This is a genomic window from Micromonospora sp. L5 (assembly GCF_000177655.2).
Lineage (GTDB): Bacteria > Actinomycetota > Actinomycetes > Mycobacteriales > Micromonosporaceae > Micromonospora > Micromonospora aurantiaca.
Map to the genome: position 1 here is coordinate 5293204 of NC_014815.1, position 14218 is coordinate 5307421.

A 14218-nucleotide genomic window follows, 5' to 3' on the forward strand; every position below is an offset into this window, starting at 1 on the left:
GAGCGCGGGGGAGCAGCGGAGCGCTAGCCGAGCGCGCGGACGCGGGCGAGCAGGTCGCGGGCGCAGAAGTCCAGGAAGCCGTCCGGGTCCGGCCCGGCGTTCTGGAGCACGATGTGGTCGAAGCCGGCCTCGACGTACGTGCGCGCCTTCTCCACGTGCGGAGCGGCGTCCGGGCCGACGGAGAACTGCTGCCGGATGTGGTGGTCCTCGACCCAGGCGGTGGCGGCGTCGAAGTTCACCGGGTTGGGCAGCTCGCTCATCACCTTCCAGCCGGTGATAGCCCAGCGGCTGGTCTCCCGGGCCGCACGGACCGCCGACTCCTCGTCGGTGGCCCAGGCCATCGGCACCTCGGCGTAGCGCGGGCCCTGGCCGCCGGCGTTGCGGTACTGGTCGACGATCGACGACTTCGGCTCGGTGGCGAACAGGCCGGTGCCCAGCTCGGCCGCGAGACCGGCCGACTCCCGGCCGCTCGCGGCCACGGCGATCACCGGCGGCTGCTCGGGCAGGTCCCAGATCCGGGCGTCCTCCAGTTGGAGGTGCCGGCCGCCGTACGAGCGGTAGCCGCCCTGCCAGAGCAGCCGGATGATCTCCAGCGCCTCGCGCAGCCGCTCGTGCCGCCCTCGGACACTGGGGAAGCCCTGCCCGACGACGTGTTCGTTGAGCCGCTCGCCGGCGCCCACCCCGAGCGTGAACCGCCCGTCGGAGATCAGCGCCATGGTGGCGGCGGCCTGCGCGACGATCGCCGGGTGGTAGCGGACCGACGGGCAGGTGACGCCGGTGGCGAGGCCGATGCGGGTGGTGCGGGCGGCGATCGCGCCGAGCGCGCTCCAGGTGAAGCAGGAGTGCCCCTGCACCTCCAGCCAGGGGTGGTAGTGGTCGCTCATCTCGACGAAGTCGAAACCGGCCTCCTCGGCCCGGACCGCCTGCCGGATGAGTTCCTGGGGCCCGAACGCCTCCGAGGCGAGCTTGTAGCCGATCCGCATGCCCGGTTCTCCGTTCCGTCGTCGGCGAACCGCTGCCGTTCCCACCGGTTCCGGCGGCAAACCAGGCGAAACCCAGTCTCCTAGGACGCCGTAGGGGTGGTGACGGTCCGCGCCGCGGGCACGGAACGGCCCGCGCTCGCCGGGCGGGCGCGGGCCGGAAGGGGAGTACGGGGGTGGCCGCCTACTTCGACGGCTCGGGGAGCTTGCAGTCCACCTTCGGGTTGGCGCCGATGTAGTTCAGCGGGCCGGCCACGATCGTGACCAGGATCGTGCCCGCCTCCGCACAGTTGGTTTCGTCGTTGCCGTAGTAGCCGCGCTGACCGGCGGCGATGGCGCCGATGATGAGCCAGATGACGACCAGGACGCCGACTATCGAGGTGCCGCGCATCAGTTGCCTCCACTGGGGTCGTGGTGGATTCGAGGTGGAGGCCTTGTACCCCGTGCGGGTGATCCGCCAAACGGCGCACAGGTACCGGCACGGCCGATTCCGATTATCTCAGTGCGGTGGCATCGGCTCCTCCGGCGGGCGGCCCCGGCTGCGGCGGTAGTCGGCGCAAGCGACCCCGGCCAGCACCAGCATCGCCCCGGCGGAGGCGTAGACCGGCGCGAGGAACAACCCGGCCGGGGCGATCGTGAGCAGTGCCAGTATCCCGCCGGGCCGGGACGCAGACACCCGGCTGAACACCTCGTACTCGAAGGCGCCCCGGCCGATCAGGAACAGCGCCGGCCCGCCGAGGATCACCGCCAGCCAGGCCGGCGGCGTGTGGCCGGTCGGCTCCAGCAGGACCAGGTCGAAGCCCGCCGCGGTGGTCACCACCCCGGCCACCATCAGCAGATGGGTGTACGGCGCGGTGTTGAGGAACCGGCTCGGCTGAGCCGCCCGGGCGATGGCGTGCGGCAGCAGCTCACCGGACTTGTGCACGTAGATGCGCCAGAGCAGCAGCGTGGTGACGAACGCGGTGGCGAACGCGGCCAGGTTCTCCACCTCGGAGTGGTGCAGGCTGAACACGGTGCCGGCGACCAGCACGGCGTCGCCGAGCGCGATGATGAAGAACTGCTGGTACCGCTCGGACAGGTGCTCGGCGGTCACGTTGCGCTGGGACTCCGGCACCGCGCCCAGACCCGGCACCGGGTACGCCAGACGGAACCCCAGGTAGTCGATGGCCAGGGCGCCGGCCCAGAACCACAACCGGGCGGTGCCGTGCGCGGCCAGCGCGCCGACCAGCCAGGGCACCGCCGACACGGCGAACCAGGCGAAGATGCGCAGGGCCCGGCGGTTGCTCTGCGGGTGCCGCCGTACGGCGGGCATGAGGAACAGGCCGCGTCCGAGATGGATCGCCACGTACGTGCCGGCGAACACCAGCCCTCGGGTGCCGAACGCCTCCGGGATGGCGGTGGTCATCAGCAGCGCGCCGAACATCACCGCCACGATCAGCAGCTTGATCTCGGTGCGCTGCGGGTCGTAGATGTCCGTGACCAGCGTGGTGATCGCCCAGGTCCACCAGATCGCCATCAGCATGACCAGGGACTCGGCGGCCCGTTCCCAGGACACGGAGCTGATCAGGTTGCGCGAGATCAACGCGAGCGCGACCACGTAGACCAGGTCGAAGAAGAGTTCGAGCAGCGTGACCCGGCGCGGCGCCTCCGGATCGCGGACCGGCGGTCGCCGGCCGGCGGGCTCCGGCGCTGCGGTGGGCACGAGATGCTCCTGCGGGTGGCGGTACGCGCGGCGGGCCGTCCCGGCCCTTCACCGACCGTAGTCATACCCGCCCGCACGCGGTCACTTTTCCGGCATACCGGCCCGGGCGGGGGTGACGGGGTGGCGATGTCACCACGTCGGGTGCTGGTGCTGGTGCTGGTGGAGCGGCCGCCAGTTCGGGGTTGTGGCGGGGTCGGCGGGGTGCTGATGCGACCACCTCGGCGTACTGGCGGGGCGGGCCGCGAGGTCGGGGAGGTGACGGGGTGGGGAAAGGCACCGGGCCGGTGGCGACCATCGTCACCACCGGCCCGGAATGTGGAGGACTGTCTACTCGGCGCTCGCCGGCAGCACCCGGTCGGCGTCGGCGGGAGCACCCGCCAGCACCTTGGCCTGCTGCGGCCAGGTGGCCAGCCCGGGTGCGGCGCGCAGCCCGGCGGCCTTCACGGTCTGCCGCAGCGCGGCCTCGTCCAGCTCGGCGAGCTGCCGGTAGGTGCGGATCCCGGCGTCCTGGAGGGCGGTGGCCAGCTTCGGCCCGATGCCCTGGATCCGCCGGAAGTCGTCCGCCGCGTCCCCGGCCACGTCCGCCGGCACGTCGTTCTCGACCGAGGCCCGCGGCGCGGGCACCACGGCCGGTGCGGCGGCGACGGGCTCGGCGGTCTCCACCGGCTCGGCGGTCTCGACCGGCTCGGCGGTCTCGGCCGTCGTGGCGGCGTCGACCGGCGAGGGCACCGCCTCGGCAGCAGCCGAATCGGCCGACGACGTCGTCGCCGGCACCTCCGGCTCGTCGGCGGGCGTCGACTGCGCCGGAACGGCGACGGGGGCGCGCTCCGGCTCCGCCGCGAAGGGCTCCGACTCGGCGACGAGCGCCGGAGAAGCGGCCGGCTCGTCCACATCGATGGAGGCCGGGGCGGCGGGCTCGTCCGCAGCGACCGACGCGGAGGACGGCACCGGCTCGTCCGCCGGACGGTCCACGGCGACCGGCTCGGCCACGACCGACGAGGACACGGCCGACGAGGACACCGGCTCGGCGACGACCGACGACGCCTCCGGCTCGTCTGCGGTACGGGCGGCGGTGGCGACGGCCGGCTCGGCGGTCGCCGTCTCGGTGGGCGCGGGCTGCTCGGCCACCGTGGCGGTCGCCGGGGGCTCGTCGACCACCGCGACCGGGCGCGGCTCGTCGACGGTGGCGGTCACCTCGGGTGCGGTCTCCACCGTGGGCGTCGCCGGGGCGCCGGACCGGCGACGGCCGACGACCACCCAGCCGACGCCGAATCCGATGAGCAGGGCCAGTATCACGAACAGCCACTGCCCGAAGCTCGACGGCATGGCCAACCTCCTTCTATGTACGTGCATGACGGTGGCGAAAGACTCGGGGCAGCTTCGCACACGCGCGCGGCGCACGACAGGCAGCCCGGGGCCGGGCCACGACGATGGGACCGGCGGTGTCGGCCGGTGGCCGCAGCATGACCGAGCGTGTGCCGGAGGCCGGTATCGAGCGGCCTCGCGGAGCAGGGAGACGCCCCGGAACCTGGGTGCCGTGCGTGGTTCCGGGGCGCCCCGTCCGTCGCCCGTGGCCGGTCAGTGGATCCGGTCGGGCGCAGGCACGTCGGCGGCGTCCCAGCTGTAGAAGCAGCCGGCCACGGCGTCGCGGGGGGAGTGCCAGGTCGGCAGGTACGGGGAGGTGTGCGCGGAGAGCCTCTTGTTCACCTGCTCGTAGAGCGGGTTGTCGCGCAGTTCCGCGGTCAGCCCGGGGGCGACGTCGACGGTCTCCATCAGATGGACGCACAGGTCGTGCAGGTAGTACAGCGACCGGTGCCGGACGCCGGTGAGGTGGGGGAGTTCGGTGGCGTCGGCCTCGGCGAAGATCTGCGCCACCCTGCCCTGTGCGCCCGGCACGATCCGGCTGACCACCAACAGTCGACTCATCGTGACCCCTCTCGCCGCCGCGGTGCTGGGTTCACAGTGCCGGTCGCGCTGTCACCTCGCCGTCACCGCGTACCCCGGGGCTTTGATGGTGGTGGCGACGGCGAGGTGGGGGCGCGCGGCGCCGGTTTGGCGGTCCGGTCCGTGCGGCGCGGCGGCGGCGGGTCCGGGCGGGTGGCCCGGCGGATCGGCGCCAGGGTGTCGTCGAGCAGCGCGGTCATCGCCGGGGACGGTTCCAGGCGCAGTTCGCGCAGGAGCAGATCGCGGTAGACGTAGAAGGAGTGGACCGCCTCGAACGCGTTGCCCTCGGCCAGGTGGATGCGGACCACCAGGCGGTGCGGGGTCTCCCGCAGCGGTTCGGCGGCCATCGCCTCCAGCGCCGCCTCCAGCGCCTCGCCGTGCCGCCCGGCGGTGAGGTGGTTGCCGGCGAGTTCCTCCAGCATGTGCAGGCGCAGCTGGCGCAGCCGTTCGCGTTCCAGCAGCACCCAGTCGTCGTACCAGCCGGGGAGCAGGTCGTGGCGTCCGGCGCCGGCGGCGCCGCGCGGGACGGCGCCCTCGCGGACCAGCGCCGCGGTCTCCACCAGGTCGTCCACGTCGAGGCGGACGGTCGGTCCGAGCCGGACGGTGTCGCCGTCGGTGCGCAGCGGGCAGCACGGATCCTGCCGCAGCCGCCACAGCGCGGTCCGCAGCGACGACAGCGCCCGCTCTTCAGGCGTCTCGGGCCACAGCAGCCCGGCGAGGTGGCTGCGGGTCGCGGCCGGGCGCAGGCCGATCAGGGCGATGACGCGCTGCAACCCCCGGGGTACGACCACGGGGGTGTCGTCGTGCAGCAGCTGGAAGCCGCCCAGCAGGTGCAGTGACACCCGTGGGGCGGGTTCGCCCGCCGTCGGCATTCTCGATCCACCCGACACGGCGCACCCCCCAGCACCGGAACCCTCGTCCCGACCGTTTCGCGTTGCCCGGACCGCCGCCGCGACGCCGGTGTCGGAACGCCTCCGCCACGGCGGGAAGCTCCACCGTGGCCGGGCTGACCGAGACGCAGAATATCAACGCCTGTTACTCTCAGTCAACGGTCGGTCGGTCACCTGACTGTCCGTAGTGGGCTCGGTAATACGCCTGTGATCTGCGAAGAAGTGTCGTCACCCGGAAACCGGAAAGCGATCTTCCCATAGCTCACGCACAGCTTGCGTCAACGCAGCGTCACCATGTTTGTGGCGCGATGGGGCCCGGTTGACGCCCGGTAGACGCCGCCGGCGCGACCGTGTGGCAATCCGTGCGGCGCGACCGGTTCGCCGCGCACCGGGACGTGCAGGAGGCGCGAATGGACCGTTCGCTCATCGTCGCCAAGGTGGTGCCGACGGCCGAGGACCGGGTGGCCGAGATCTTCGCCGAGTCCGACGCGACCGAGCTGCCCGGCCTGGTCGGGGTCCGGCACCGCTCGCTGTACCGGCTGCACGACCTCTACGTCCATCTGCTGGAGACGGAGACGCCCGCTCAGGGCGCGGTCGAGGACAACCGTGGGCATCCGGAGTTCATCCGGATCAGCGAGCGGCTGCGGCCGTACATCTCACCGTACCTGCCGACCTGGCGTTCGCCGCGCGACGCGATGGCGCACTGCTTCTACCGCTACGACGCGCCGGCCCACCGGTACGACACCGCCGGGCGGCCACAGTGACCACGACCGCCCCGCGCGACGAGCAGCTCTGGTCGAGGTGCGACGGATGCGCGTCGCTGCTCTACCGCAAGCGGCTGCGCCGCAACCTGGACGTCTGCCCGGAGTGCGGGTCACACGCCCGGCTGGACGCGCCGGACCGGGTGGCGCAGCTGGCCGACCCGGACTCGTTCGTCCCGCTGCCGGACCGGGCGGTGCGCGTCGACCCGATCGAGTTCGTCGACGAGCTGCCGTACCCGCACCGGCTCGGCGCGGCCCGCGCGGCGACCGGCCTGGACGAGGCGGTGCTGTGCGGCACCGCCCGGCTCGGCGGGCACCCGGTCGCGCTGGCGGTGATGGACTTCCGCTTCCTCGGCGGCAGCCTCGGCTGCGCGGTCGGTGAGCTGATCACCCGGACCGCCGAGCGGGCGCTCGCCGACGGCATCCCGCTGGTGCTGGTGACCGCGTCCGGCGGCGCGCGGATGCAGGAGGGCGCGCTGTCGCTGATGCAGATGGCCACCGTCAGCCAGGCCCTCGCGGGGATGCGGGAGGCGGGCCTGCTCACTGTCAGCGTGGTCACCGACCCCACGTACGGCGGGGTGGCCGCCTCCTTCGCCACCAACACCGACCTGGTGCTGGCCGAGAGCGGCGCCCGGCTGGGCTTCGCCGGGCCCCGGGTGATCCGCCAGGTCACCGGCGCCACGCTGCCGGAGGGCTTCCAGACCGCCGAGTACCTCCTGCGGCACGGTCAGGTGGACATGGTGGTGCCCCGGCACGCGTTGCGGGGCCGGCTCGCGGCGCTGCTCGCCGCTGCCGAGGCGGGCCGCCGGGCGCCGGAGAACCCGCCCGCGCCGCGCCCGCCGGTCACCGCGCCGACCGCGACCCCGCGGCCCGACCGCGACCCCTGGGAGACGGTACGCACGGCGCGGCACCCGGGTCGTCCGACCACACTGGACTACCTGGAGACGGCGTTCGACGGGTTCGTGGAGCTGCACGGCGACCGGCTCGGCGCCGACTGCCCGGCTGTCGTCGGCGGCATCGCCCGCCTGGACGGCCGCCCGGTGATGGTGATCGGTCACCAGAAGGGGCACACCACCGCCGAGCTGGTGACCCGCAACTTCGGCATGGCCAGCCCGGCCGGGCACCGCAAGGCGCTGCGGCTGATGCGCCTCGCGGCGCGGCTGCGGCTGCCGGTGGTGACACTCGTGGACACGCCCGGCGCGGACCCGGGGGTGAGCGCCGAGCAGCAGGGTCAGGCGGCGGCGATCGCGGAGAACATCCTCGCGCTCACCGTGCTGCCCACGCCGGTGGTGGCGGTGGTCACCGGGGAGGGCGGCAGCGGCGGCGCGCTCGCGCTCGCGGTCGCCGACCGGGTGCTCATGCTGGAACACGCCGTCTACTCGGTGATCAGCCCGGAGGGCTGCGCCGCGATCCTCTGGCCGGACAGCTCGGCCGCCCCGCAGGCGGCCCGCGCGCTGCGGCTCACCGGCGCCGACCTGTGCCGCCTCGGCGTGGTCGACGAGCTGGTGCCGGAGCCGCGCCCGGCCGCGCACGCCGACCCGGGCGGCGCGGCCGAGCTGCTGCGCCGGGCGGTCGCGGCGAACCTCGCGCCGCTGCTCACCGTCCCCCCGGCCACGCTGGTCCGCCGCCGCCGGCAACGGTTCCGCCGATTCGGCGCGGCCCGATCGGCAGCCGGCCCGTCCCCGGCCTCGCCGTCGGGTGACCGGGCGGAGGTGGCGTGATGGCCGACGCCGAGTCCGAGCAGGTGCTCGACGGGCTGCGCCGGCAGGCCCGCAAGCTCGTCGCCGACCTGGCCGGGCCGGTACGCCGGGTGCGGCTGCGCAGCGGCGAGTCGGTGCTGGAGGTCGAGTGGCACGACCCGGCACCCCCGGCGCAGCGCGCCGCCGAACCGGCCGGGGCGTTCCCCGCGCGGGCAGCCGAACCCGCCGCGCGAGCCGCGCCCGCGACCGACCGGCCGGCCGTGCGCTCACCTGTGGTCGGCACGTTCTACCGCGCCCCCGAACCCGGGGCGATGCCGTTCGTCGCGGTCGGCGACATGGTCCGTCCGGGCCAGGTGGTCGGCATCGTCGAGGCCATGAAGCTGATGAACGAGGTGACCGCCGGCCAGGCCGGACGGGTGGCCGAGGTGCTGGTCGACGACGGCAAGCCCGTCGAGTACGACCAGCCGCTGATCGCCCTGGAACCGGTCACCGGACAGGACTCCTGATGTTCGACAAGGTGCTGATCGCCAACCGGGGCGAGATCGCGCTGCGGGTGCTGCGCGCCTGCCGGGAACTCGGCGTGCGCACGGTGGTGGTGCACTCCAGCGCCGACGCCGACTCGCTGCCGGTGCGGCTCGCCGACGAGGCGGTACGGATCGGCCCGGCGGCCAGCCGCCGCAGCTACCTCAACGCGGCCGCGATCGTGGAGGCCGCCCGGCAGACCGGCGCGCAGGCGGTCCACCCCGGCTATGGCTTCCTGTCCGAGGACGCCGACTTCGCCGAGATCTGCGCCGAGAACGGCCTGGTCTTCGTCGGCCCGCCGCCGCAGGTGATGGCCGCTCTCGCGGACAAGTCGACGGCCCGCGCGCTGATGAGCCGGGCCGGGCTGCCGCTGCCGCCGGGCAGCGTCCGGACGCTGCCCACAGTCGCCGAGGCGCAGGAGGTGGCCGCCGAGGTGGGCTACCCGGTGATCGTGAAGGCCGCCGCGGGCGGGGGCGGGCGCGGCATGACAGTGGTGCGCTCGGCCGCCGAGCTGCCCCGCGCGTACGCCCGGACCCGCGCCGCCGCCCAGGTCGCGTTCGGCGACGACCGGGTGTACGTCGAGCGGTACCTCGCCGACGCCCGCCACGTCGAGGTGCAGGTGCTCTGCGACGGCCACGGCAACGGCGTGCACCTGGGCACCCGGGACTGCTCGGTGCAGCGCCGGCACCAGAAGCTGATCGAGGAGGCGCCCGCGCCCGCGCTGCGGCAGGCCACCCTGGACACCGTCGCCGAGGTGGCGCTGCGCGGCGCGCTGTCGGTCGGCTTCACCGGCGCCGGCACAGTGGAGTTCCTGGTCGACGAAGCTGAACGCTGCCACTTCCTGGAGATCAACTGCCGGATCCAGGTGGAACACCCGGTCACCGAGATGATCACCGGCATCGACCTGGTGCAGGAACAGCTGCACGTGGCGTTCGGCACCCCGCTGCGGCTGCGCCAGTCCGACGTACGCCTGGACGGTGTGGCGATCGAGTGCCGGGTCAACGTGGAGGACCCGGACCGTGACTTCGCGCCCGCACCCGGCCGGCTGGAGCGGTTCCGGCCGCCGGGCGGCCCGTTCACCCGGGTCGACACCCACGGGCACGTCGGTTATCCGGTCAGCCCGCACTACGACTCGCTGCTGGCGAAGGTGGCGGTGTGGGCGCCGGACCGGGACGCCGCGCTGGACCGGCTCGACCGGGCGCTGGCCGAGTTCGACGTGGCCGGTCCCGGTGTGCGTACCACGATCCCGTTCGCCCGGCGGGTGCTGCGCGACCCCGCGTTCCGCGCCGCCCGGCACACCACCGCCCTGGTGGAACGCCTGCTCGCCCCGCCCGCCGACGACGCGCCGACCGCCGACACGCCGCCCACCGACGCGCCGCCGACCGACGCCCCGCCCGCCGACGACGCGGTCGAGGCGTCCCCGGCGCGGGCCGTCGTGCCCGACCCGCGCGGTGCGGCCGAGCCGGGCGGCCGTACCCCCGTCAGCGCCGTGCCCGCCGCCGGCCCGACCACCTGGAGGAACCGATGACCGTCGCCCCCGACCGCCCGCTCGCCCGCGAGATCACCGACATCCTGGTCACGCACTGCGGCCTGGACCCGGACGCCGCCGCCGGCGCGCCCGCCGCGAGCCTGGAGGAACTGGGCATGGACTCCCTGGCGCTGCTCGAACTGTCGGCGGTGGTGGCCGACAGGTGGCGGGTGAAGATCCCCGAACAGGCCGGGCAGCTCAGCATCGCCGGCGTCGCAGACCTGGTGGCCCGCAAGGCGGACCCGCCCGGGCACACCGAGAACGCCGTGGAGATCGCCGCGCCGCTGCCGCTGGTCTGGGAGATCACCAACGACGTGGCCGGGTGGCCGGACCTGTTCACCGAGTACGCGACCGCGGAGATCCTGGACCGCGACGGCGACACCGTGCGCTTCCGGCTCACCATGCACCCGGACGAGAACGGGGTGTCGTGGAGCTGGGTCAGCGAACGCACCGCCGACCCGGCCACCCGCGAGGTGCACGCCCGGCGCGTCGAGACCGGCCCGTTCGAGTACATGCGCATCCACTGGCGCTACGACGAGACGCCCGCCGGCACCCGGATGACCTGGACCCAGGACTTCGCGATGAAGCCGGACGCACCGGTCGACAACGCCGCCATGACCAACCGGATCAACACCAACAGCACGATCCAGCTCGCCGTGATCAAGGAGAAGATCGAGCGGGCGCACGCGGGAGGCGCGCGATGACCGACACCACCACCGCCCGGGTCTCCGTCCACGACGTACCGGCCGACCGCCGCCGCGGCGGGGAACTGCGGGTGCTGCTCGGCCCGAAGACGGTCGGCAGCACCTCCGGATTCATGGGCGTCGCCACGCTCGCGCCGGGGGAGCGGATCGCCGAGCACTACCACCCGTACAGCGAGGAGTTCCTCTACGTCGCCCGCGGCGCGATCACCGTCGACCTGGACGACACGCCGGTGCCGGTGGCCGCCGGGGAGGCGCTCTACGTACCGAAGGACGTGCGGCACCGGCTGCGCAACACCGGCGACGAGCCGGCCGAGGTGGTGTTCCACCTCGGACCGCTCGCTCCCCGCCCGGAACTCGGCCACGTCGACACCGAGAGCGCGGCACCGCCGCCGCGGGAGCCGTCGTGACCGGCCGGCGCACAGTGGTCACCGGCATCGGCGTCGTCGCACCCGGCGGCGCCACCCGGGACCGCTTCTGGAAGACGATCACCGAGGGGCGCACCGCGACACGGCGGATCAGCTTCTTCGACCCGTCGCCGTTCCGGTCGCAGATCGCCGCCGAGTGCGACTTCGACCCGGACGCCGCCGGGATCACGCTCGCCGAACGGCAGCGTGCCGACCGGTACGTGCAGTTCGCGCTCGCCTGCTCCGCCGAGGCGCTCGCGGACAGCGGCCTCACCCTCACCGACGCGCAGCGCGAACGCGCCGGGGTGGTGCTCGGCACCGCCGTCGGCGGGACCATGGCCCTGGAGCAGGAGTACGTGCGGGTCAGCGACTCCGGCCGGCACTGGCTGGTCGACCACGCGCTCGGCGGGCCGTACCTCTACCAGGCGCTGGTGCCCAGCAGCCTGGCCGCCGACGTGGCCTGCCGGCACGGCCTGCACGGGCCGGCGCAGGTGATCTCCACCGGCTGCACCTCCGGCATCGACGCCATCGGGTACGCCCACCAGCTCGTCGCCGACGGCGAGGCCGACGTGGTGCTCGCCGGCGCCGCGGACTCGCCGATCTCCCCGGTCACCGTCGCCTCGTTCGACGCGATCGGCGCGACCAGCCCGGACAACGACGACCCGGAGCACGCCTCCCGGCCGTTCGACGCCGACCGGCACGGGTTCGTCCTCGCCGAGGGCGCGGCGGTGCTGGTGCTGGAGGAGGCCGAGCACGCCCGCCGCCGGGGCGCGCACGTCTACTGCGAGGTGGCCGGGTACGCCAGCCGCAGCAACGGCTTCCACATGACCGGGCTGCGCCCGGACGGGGCGGAGATGGCGGTGGCGATCAGCGACGCGTTGCGGCAGGCCCGGCTCGCCCCGGCCGCCGTGTCGTACGTCAGCGCGCACGGCTCCGGCACTCGGCAGAACGACAGGCACGAGACTGCGGCGTTCAAACGGGCGCTGGGGGAGACGGCGTACCGGGTGCCGATCAGCTCGATCAAGTCGATGGTCGGCCACTCGCTCGGCGCCATCGGCTCGATCGAGATGGCCGCCTGCGCGCTCGCCATCGAGTACGGCGTGGTGCCGCCGACGGCGAACTGGACCACCCGCGACCCGGAGTGCGACCTGGACTACGTGCCGAACGAGGCCCGGGAGGTGCCGGTGGACGTAACGTTGTCGGTGGGCAGCGGATTCGGCGGATTCCAGTCGGCGATGGTGTTCCGCCGGCTCGCGGTGACGCCACTATGAGCGCGAGGAGTGAGCCGGGTTTCCGAGCCCCGCAGTCGCGAACAAGGACGGCACCGTGACCGCGCGGGCCGTGGTGACGGGCATCGGCGTGGTCGCGCCGAGCGGCGTCGGCGCCGAGGCGCACTGGAACACAGTGCTCGCCGGCACCCGGCGCACCGGGCCGATCACGCTGTTCGACCCGGAGCGGTACCCGACCCGGGTGGCCGGGGAGGTGGCCGGCTTCGACCCGGCCGGGTTCAGCGACACCCGGCAGCGGGTGCAGACCGACAGGTGGACCCACCTGGGCTTCGCCGCCACCGGGCTGGCGCTCGCCGACGCCGGGCTGCCCGAGGTGTCGCCCGACCCGTACCAGTGGGCGGTCACGCTCGCCAGCTCCTCCGGCGGCAACCTGTTCGGGCAGCGGGAACTGCAACGGCTCTGGGGCGGGCCGAGCCGCACCGTCGGGGCGTACCAGTCGATCGCCTGGTTCTACGCCGCGAGCGTGGGACAGCTGTCGATCCGCCACCAGTTCAAGGGGCCGTCCGGGGTGACCGTGTCCGAGTCGGCCGGCGGGCTGGACAGCCTGGCGCACGCGGTGCGCACCATCCGCCGGGGCACCCCCGTGGTGATCGCCGGGGCGACCGAGTGCCCGCTGAGCCCGTACGCGCTGGCCTGCCAGCTCCGCTCCGGCCTGCTCAGCGACGTGTCCGACCCGGAGCGGGCGTACCGGCCGTTCGACGTCGCGGCGAGCGGGTACGTGCCGGCCGAGGGCGGCGCCGTCTTCGTGGTGGAGGAGCTGGGCCACGCGCTGGCCCGGGGCGCCCGCGTCTACGGGGAGATCACCGGCTGGGCCGCCACCCACGACGCCGCGCCCACCGACCCGGCCACCGGCCCCGACCCGGCCCACTACGCCCGCGCGATGCGGCTGGCACTGGAACGCGCCGGGGTACGCCCGCACGACGTGGACGTGATCTGGCCGGACGCGCTCGGGGTGCCCGCGTACGACCGGGCCGAGGCGGCGGCGCTGCGTACCGTGTTCGGCGACCGGACCCCGCCGGTGACCACGCAGAAGCCGCTGACCGGCCGGGCGCACCAGGGCGGGTCCGCGCTGGACGCGGCCACCGCGCTGCTGGCGTTCCGGCGCGGGATGCTGCCCGCCTCGGCCGGCCCGGACGAGCCGGCGCCCGGCTGCGAGCTGACGTTCCTGCGGCAGCCCCGCCCGCCCCGCAGCCGGATCGCGCTGGTCGGCGCGCGCGGCTTCGACGGGTTCAACAGCGCGCTGGTGCTGCGCGGCGCCGCGCCACCACCGGCGGGGGAGCACTGACCGTCACGACGGCCGGGCCAGGTACGCGGTCTTCGCGTCGCCGGAGAACCCGCAGGCCAGGTAGAAGGCGTGGGTCGCGGGTGAGCGCGACCCGGTCATGAGCATCGCCTTGTAGCAGCCCGCGTCCCAGGCGGCCCGGAGCGTGCCGGCCATGATCTGCCTGCCCAGGCCGGTGCCGCGCCGCGACTCGTCGACCACCACGTTCTCGATGACCGCGTACGGCGACGCCGACCGGCTCAGGTTGGGGATCACGTTGAGGTAGGTGGTGGCGACGACCGCGCCGTCCACGTCGAGCACGAACAGGTGCAGCCCCTCGGTGGCCAGGATCCGCGCGAAGGCCCGTTCGTCGGAGCCGTCGCTCAGGTGCGGGTCGTCCGGGTTCAGCTGCCGGTAGAGGCGGATGAGCTGCGGGAAGTCGTCGGGCCGGGCGGCACGGAACATGCCGTGAGCGTAGCCGCCCCCGCCGTCCGCGCGGGGTGCCGCGCGCACAGCATCCGGCGGCCGGCGGA

Annotated in this window: 15 protein-coding genes; 8 read left to right on the forward strand and 7 right to left on the reverse strand. The window is 74.3% G+C overall.

What is annotated here, in order from left to right:
- Window positions 1-23 precede the first annotated feature (23 nt).
- The 6 genes from ML5_RS24330 to ML5_RS24355 form a co-directional block, all read right to left on the reverse strand.
- The gene (locus ML5_RS24330; RefSeq protein WP_013286660.1) at window positions 24-983 is read right to left on the reverse strand and encodes a TIGR03557 family F420-dependent LLM class oxidoreductase; all 960 of its coding nucleotides are present in this window, start codon (window positions 981-983) and stop codon (window positions 24-26) included.
- A 181-nt stretch (window positions 984-1164) separates the two neighbouring features.
- Window positions 1165-1371 carry a hypothetical protein gene (locus ML5_RS24335; protein ID WP_013286658.1) on the reverse strand — a complete coding sequence of 69 codons (207 nt, stop codon included), beginning with the start codon at window positions 1369-1371 and terminating at the stop codon, window positions 1165-1167.
- 108 nt (window positions 1372-1479) lie between these two features.
- Window positions 1480-2682: a low temperature requirement protein A gene (locus ML5_RS24340; RefSeq protein ID WP_013476556.1), complete on the reverse strand. Its 1203-nt coding sequence runs from the start codon at window positions 2680-2682 to the stop codon at window positions 1480-1482.
- A 327-nt stretch (window positions 2683-3009) separates the two neighbouring features.
- Window positions 3010-4008 carry a helix-hairpin-helix domain-containing protein gene (locus ML5_RS24345; protein ID WP_013476557.1) on the reverse strand — a complete coding sequence of 333 codons (999 nt, stop codon included), beginning with the start codon at window positions 4006-4008 and terminating at the stop codon, window positions 3010-3012.
- A gap of 252 nt (window positions 4009-4260) precedes the next feature.
- On the reverse strand, window positions 4261-4608 hold the full coding sequence (locus ML5_RS24350) for a TcmI family type II polyketide cyclase (RefSeq protein ID WP_013286655.1): 348 nt from the start codon (window positions 4606-4608) through the stop codon (window positions 4261-4263).
- A gap of 62 nt (window positions 4609-4670) precedes the next feature.
- Window positions 4671-5516 carry a BTAD domain-containing putative transcriptional regulator gene (locus tag ML5_RS24355; protein ID WP_047894767.1) on the reverse strand — a complete coding sequence of 282 codons (846 nt, stop codon included), beginning with the start codon at window positions 5514-5516 and terminating at the stop codon, window positions 4671-4673.
- Window positions 5517-5926: 410 nt separating this feature from the next.
- Between ML5_RS24355 and ML5_RS24360 the strand changes: the two genes are divergently transcribed.
- The 8 genes from ML5_RS24360 to ML5_RS24395 are packed head-to-tail and all read left to right on the forward strand — an operon-like array spanning window position 5927 to window position 13709.
- Window positions 5927-6280 (forward strand): TcmI family type II polyketide cyclase, encoded by a 354-nt coding sequence (locus tag ML5_RS24360; RefSeq protein WP_013286653.1) that lies wholly within the window; start codon window positions 5927-5929, stop codon window positions 6278-6280.
- Entirely contained in the window at window positions 6277-7998 is a 1722-nt protein-coding gene (locus ML5_RS24365) for an acetyl-CoA carboxylase carboxyl transferase subunit (RefSeq protein WP_013476559.1), read from the forward strand. Before ML5_RS24360 ends, ML5_RS24365 begins: the two co-directional genes overlap by 4 nt.
- A complete protein-coding gene (gene accB / locus ML5_RS24370; RefSeq protein ID WP_013476560.1) occupies window positions 7998-8483 on the forward strand; it encodes an acetyl-CoA carboxylase biotin carboxyl carrier protein in 486 nt (161 codons plus the stop codon). The genes ML5_RS24365 and accB overlap by 1 nt, the downstream gene beginning before the upstream one ends.
- Complete coding sequence (locus ML5_RS24375; protein WP_013476561.1) at window positions 8483-10027, forward strand: acetyl/propionyl/methylcrotonyl-CoA carboxylase subunit alpha; 1545 nt, start codon at window positions 8483-8485, stop codon at window positions 10025-10027. The genes accB and ML5_RS24375 overlap by 1 nt, the downstream gene beginning before the upstream one ends.
- Complete coding sequence (locus ML5_RS24380) at window positions 10024-10731, forward strand: SRPBCC family protein (protein WP_013476562.1); 708 nt, start codon at window positions 10024-10026, stop codon at window positions 10729-10731. The genes ML5_RS24375 and ML5_RS24380 overlap by 4 nt, the downstream gene beginning before the upstream one ends.
- On the forward strand, window positions 10728-11138 hold the full coding sequence (locus ML5_RS24385) for a cupin domain-containing protein (protein ID WP_013286648.1): 411 nt from the start codon (window positions 10728-10730) through the stop codon (window positions 11136-11138). The genes ML5_RS24380 and ML5_RS24385 overlap by 4 nt, the downstream gene beginning before the upstream one ends.
- Window positions 11135-12406: a beta-ketoacyl synthase gene (locus ML5_RS24390; RefSeq protein WP_013476563.1), complete on the forward strand. Its 1272-nt coding sequence runs from the start codon at window positions 11135-11137 to the stop codon at window positions 12404-12406. The genes ML5_RS24385 and ML5_RS24390 overlap by 4 nt, the downstream gene beginning before the upstream one ends.
- Before the next feature lie 55 nt (window positions 12407-12461).
- Window positions 12462-13709, forward strand: coding sequence for a beta-ketoacyl synthase N-terminal-like domain-containing protein (locus ML5_RS24395; protein WP_013476564.1), 1248 nt, complete (start codon window positions 12462-12464; stop codon window positions 13707-13709).
- A 3-nt stretch (window positions 13710-13712) separates the two neighbouring features.
- Here the strand turns inward: ML5_RS24395 and ML5_RS24400 are convergent, their stop codons facing one another.
- Complete coding sequence (locus ML5_RS24400) at window positions 13713-14150, reverse strand: GNAT family N-acetyltransferase (RefSeq protein ID WP_013476565.1); 438 nt, start codon at window positions 14148-14150, stop codon at window positions 13713-13715.
- Window positions 14151-14218 lie beyond the last annotated feature (68 nt).

Coding starts and splice junctions, on each gene's coding strand:
- ML5_RS24330 (WP_013286660.1), bottom strand. CDS start 983: ATGCGGATCGGCTACAAGCTCGCCTCGGAGGCGTTCGGGCCCCAGGAA.
- ML5_RS24335 (WP_013286658.1), bottom strand. CDS start 1,371: ATGCGCGGCACCTCGATAGTCGGCGTCCTGGTCGTCATCTGGCTCATC.
- ML5_RS24345 (WP_013476557.1), bottom strand. CDS start 4,008: ATGCCGTCGAGCTTCGGGCAGTGGCTGTTCGTGATACTGGCCCTGCTC.
- ML5_RS24350 (WP_013286655.1), bottom strand. CDS start 4,608: ATGAGTCGACTGTTGGTGGTCAGCCGGATCGTGCCGGGCGCACAGGGC.
- ML5_RS24360 (WP_013286653.1), top strand. CDS start 5,927: ATGGACCGTTCGCTCATCGTCGCCAAGGTGGTGCCGACGGCCGAGGAC.
- accB (WP_013476560.1), top strand. CDS start 7,998: ATGGCCGACGCCGAGTCCGAGCAGGTGCTCGACGGGCTGCGCCGGCAG.
- ML5_RS24375 (WP_013476561.1), top strand. CDS start 8,483: ATGTTCGACAAGGTGCTGATCGCCAACCGGGGCGAGATCGCGCTGCGG.
- ML5_RS24380 (WP_013476562.1), top strand. CDS start 10,024: ATGACCGTCGCCCCCGACCGCCCGCTCGCCCGCGAGATCACCGACATC.
- ML5_RS24385 (WP_013286648.1), top strand. CDS start 10,728: ATGACCGACACCACCACCGCCCGGGTCTCCGTCCACGACGTACCGGCC.
- ML5_RS24400 (WP_013476565.1), bottom strand. CDS start 14,150: ATGTTCCGTGCCGCCCGGCCCGACGACTTCCCGCAGCTCATCCGCCTC.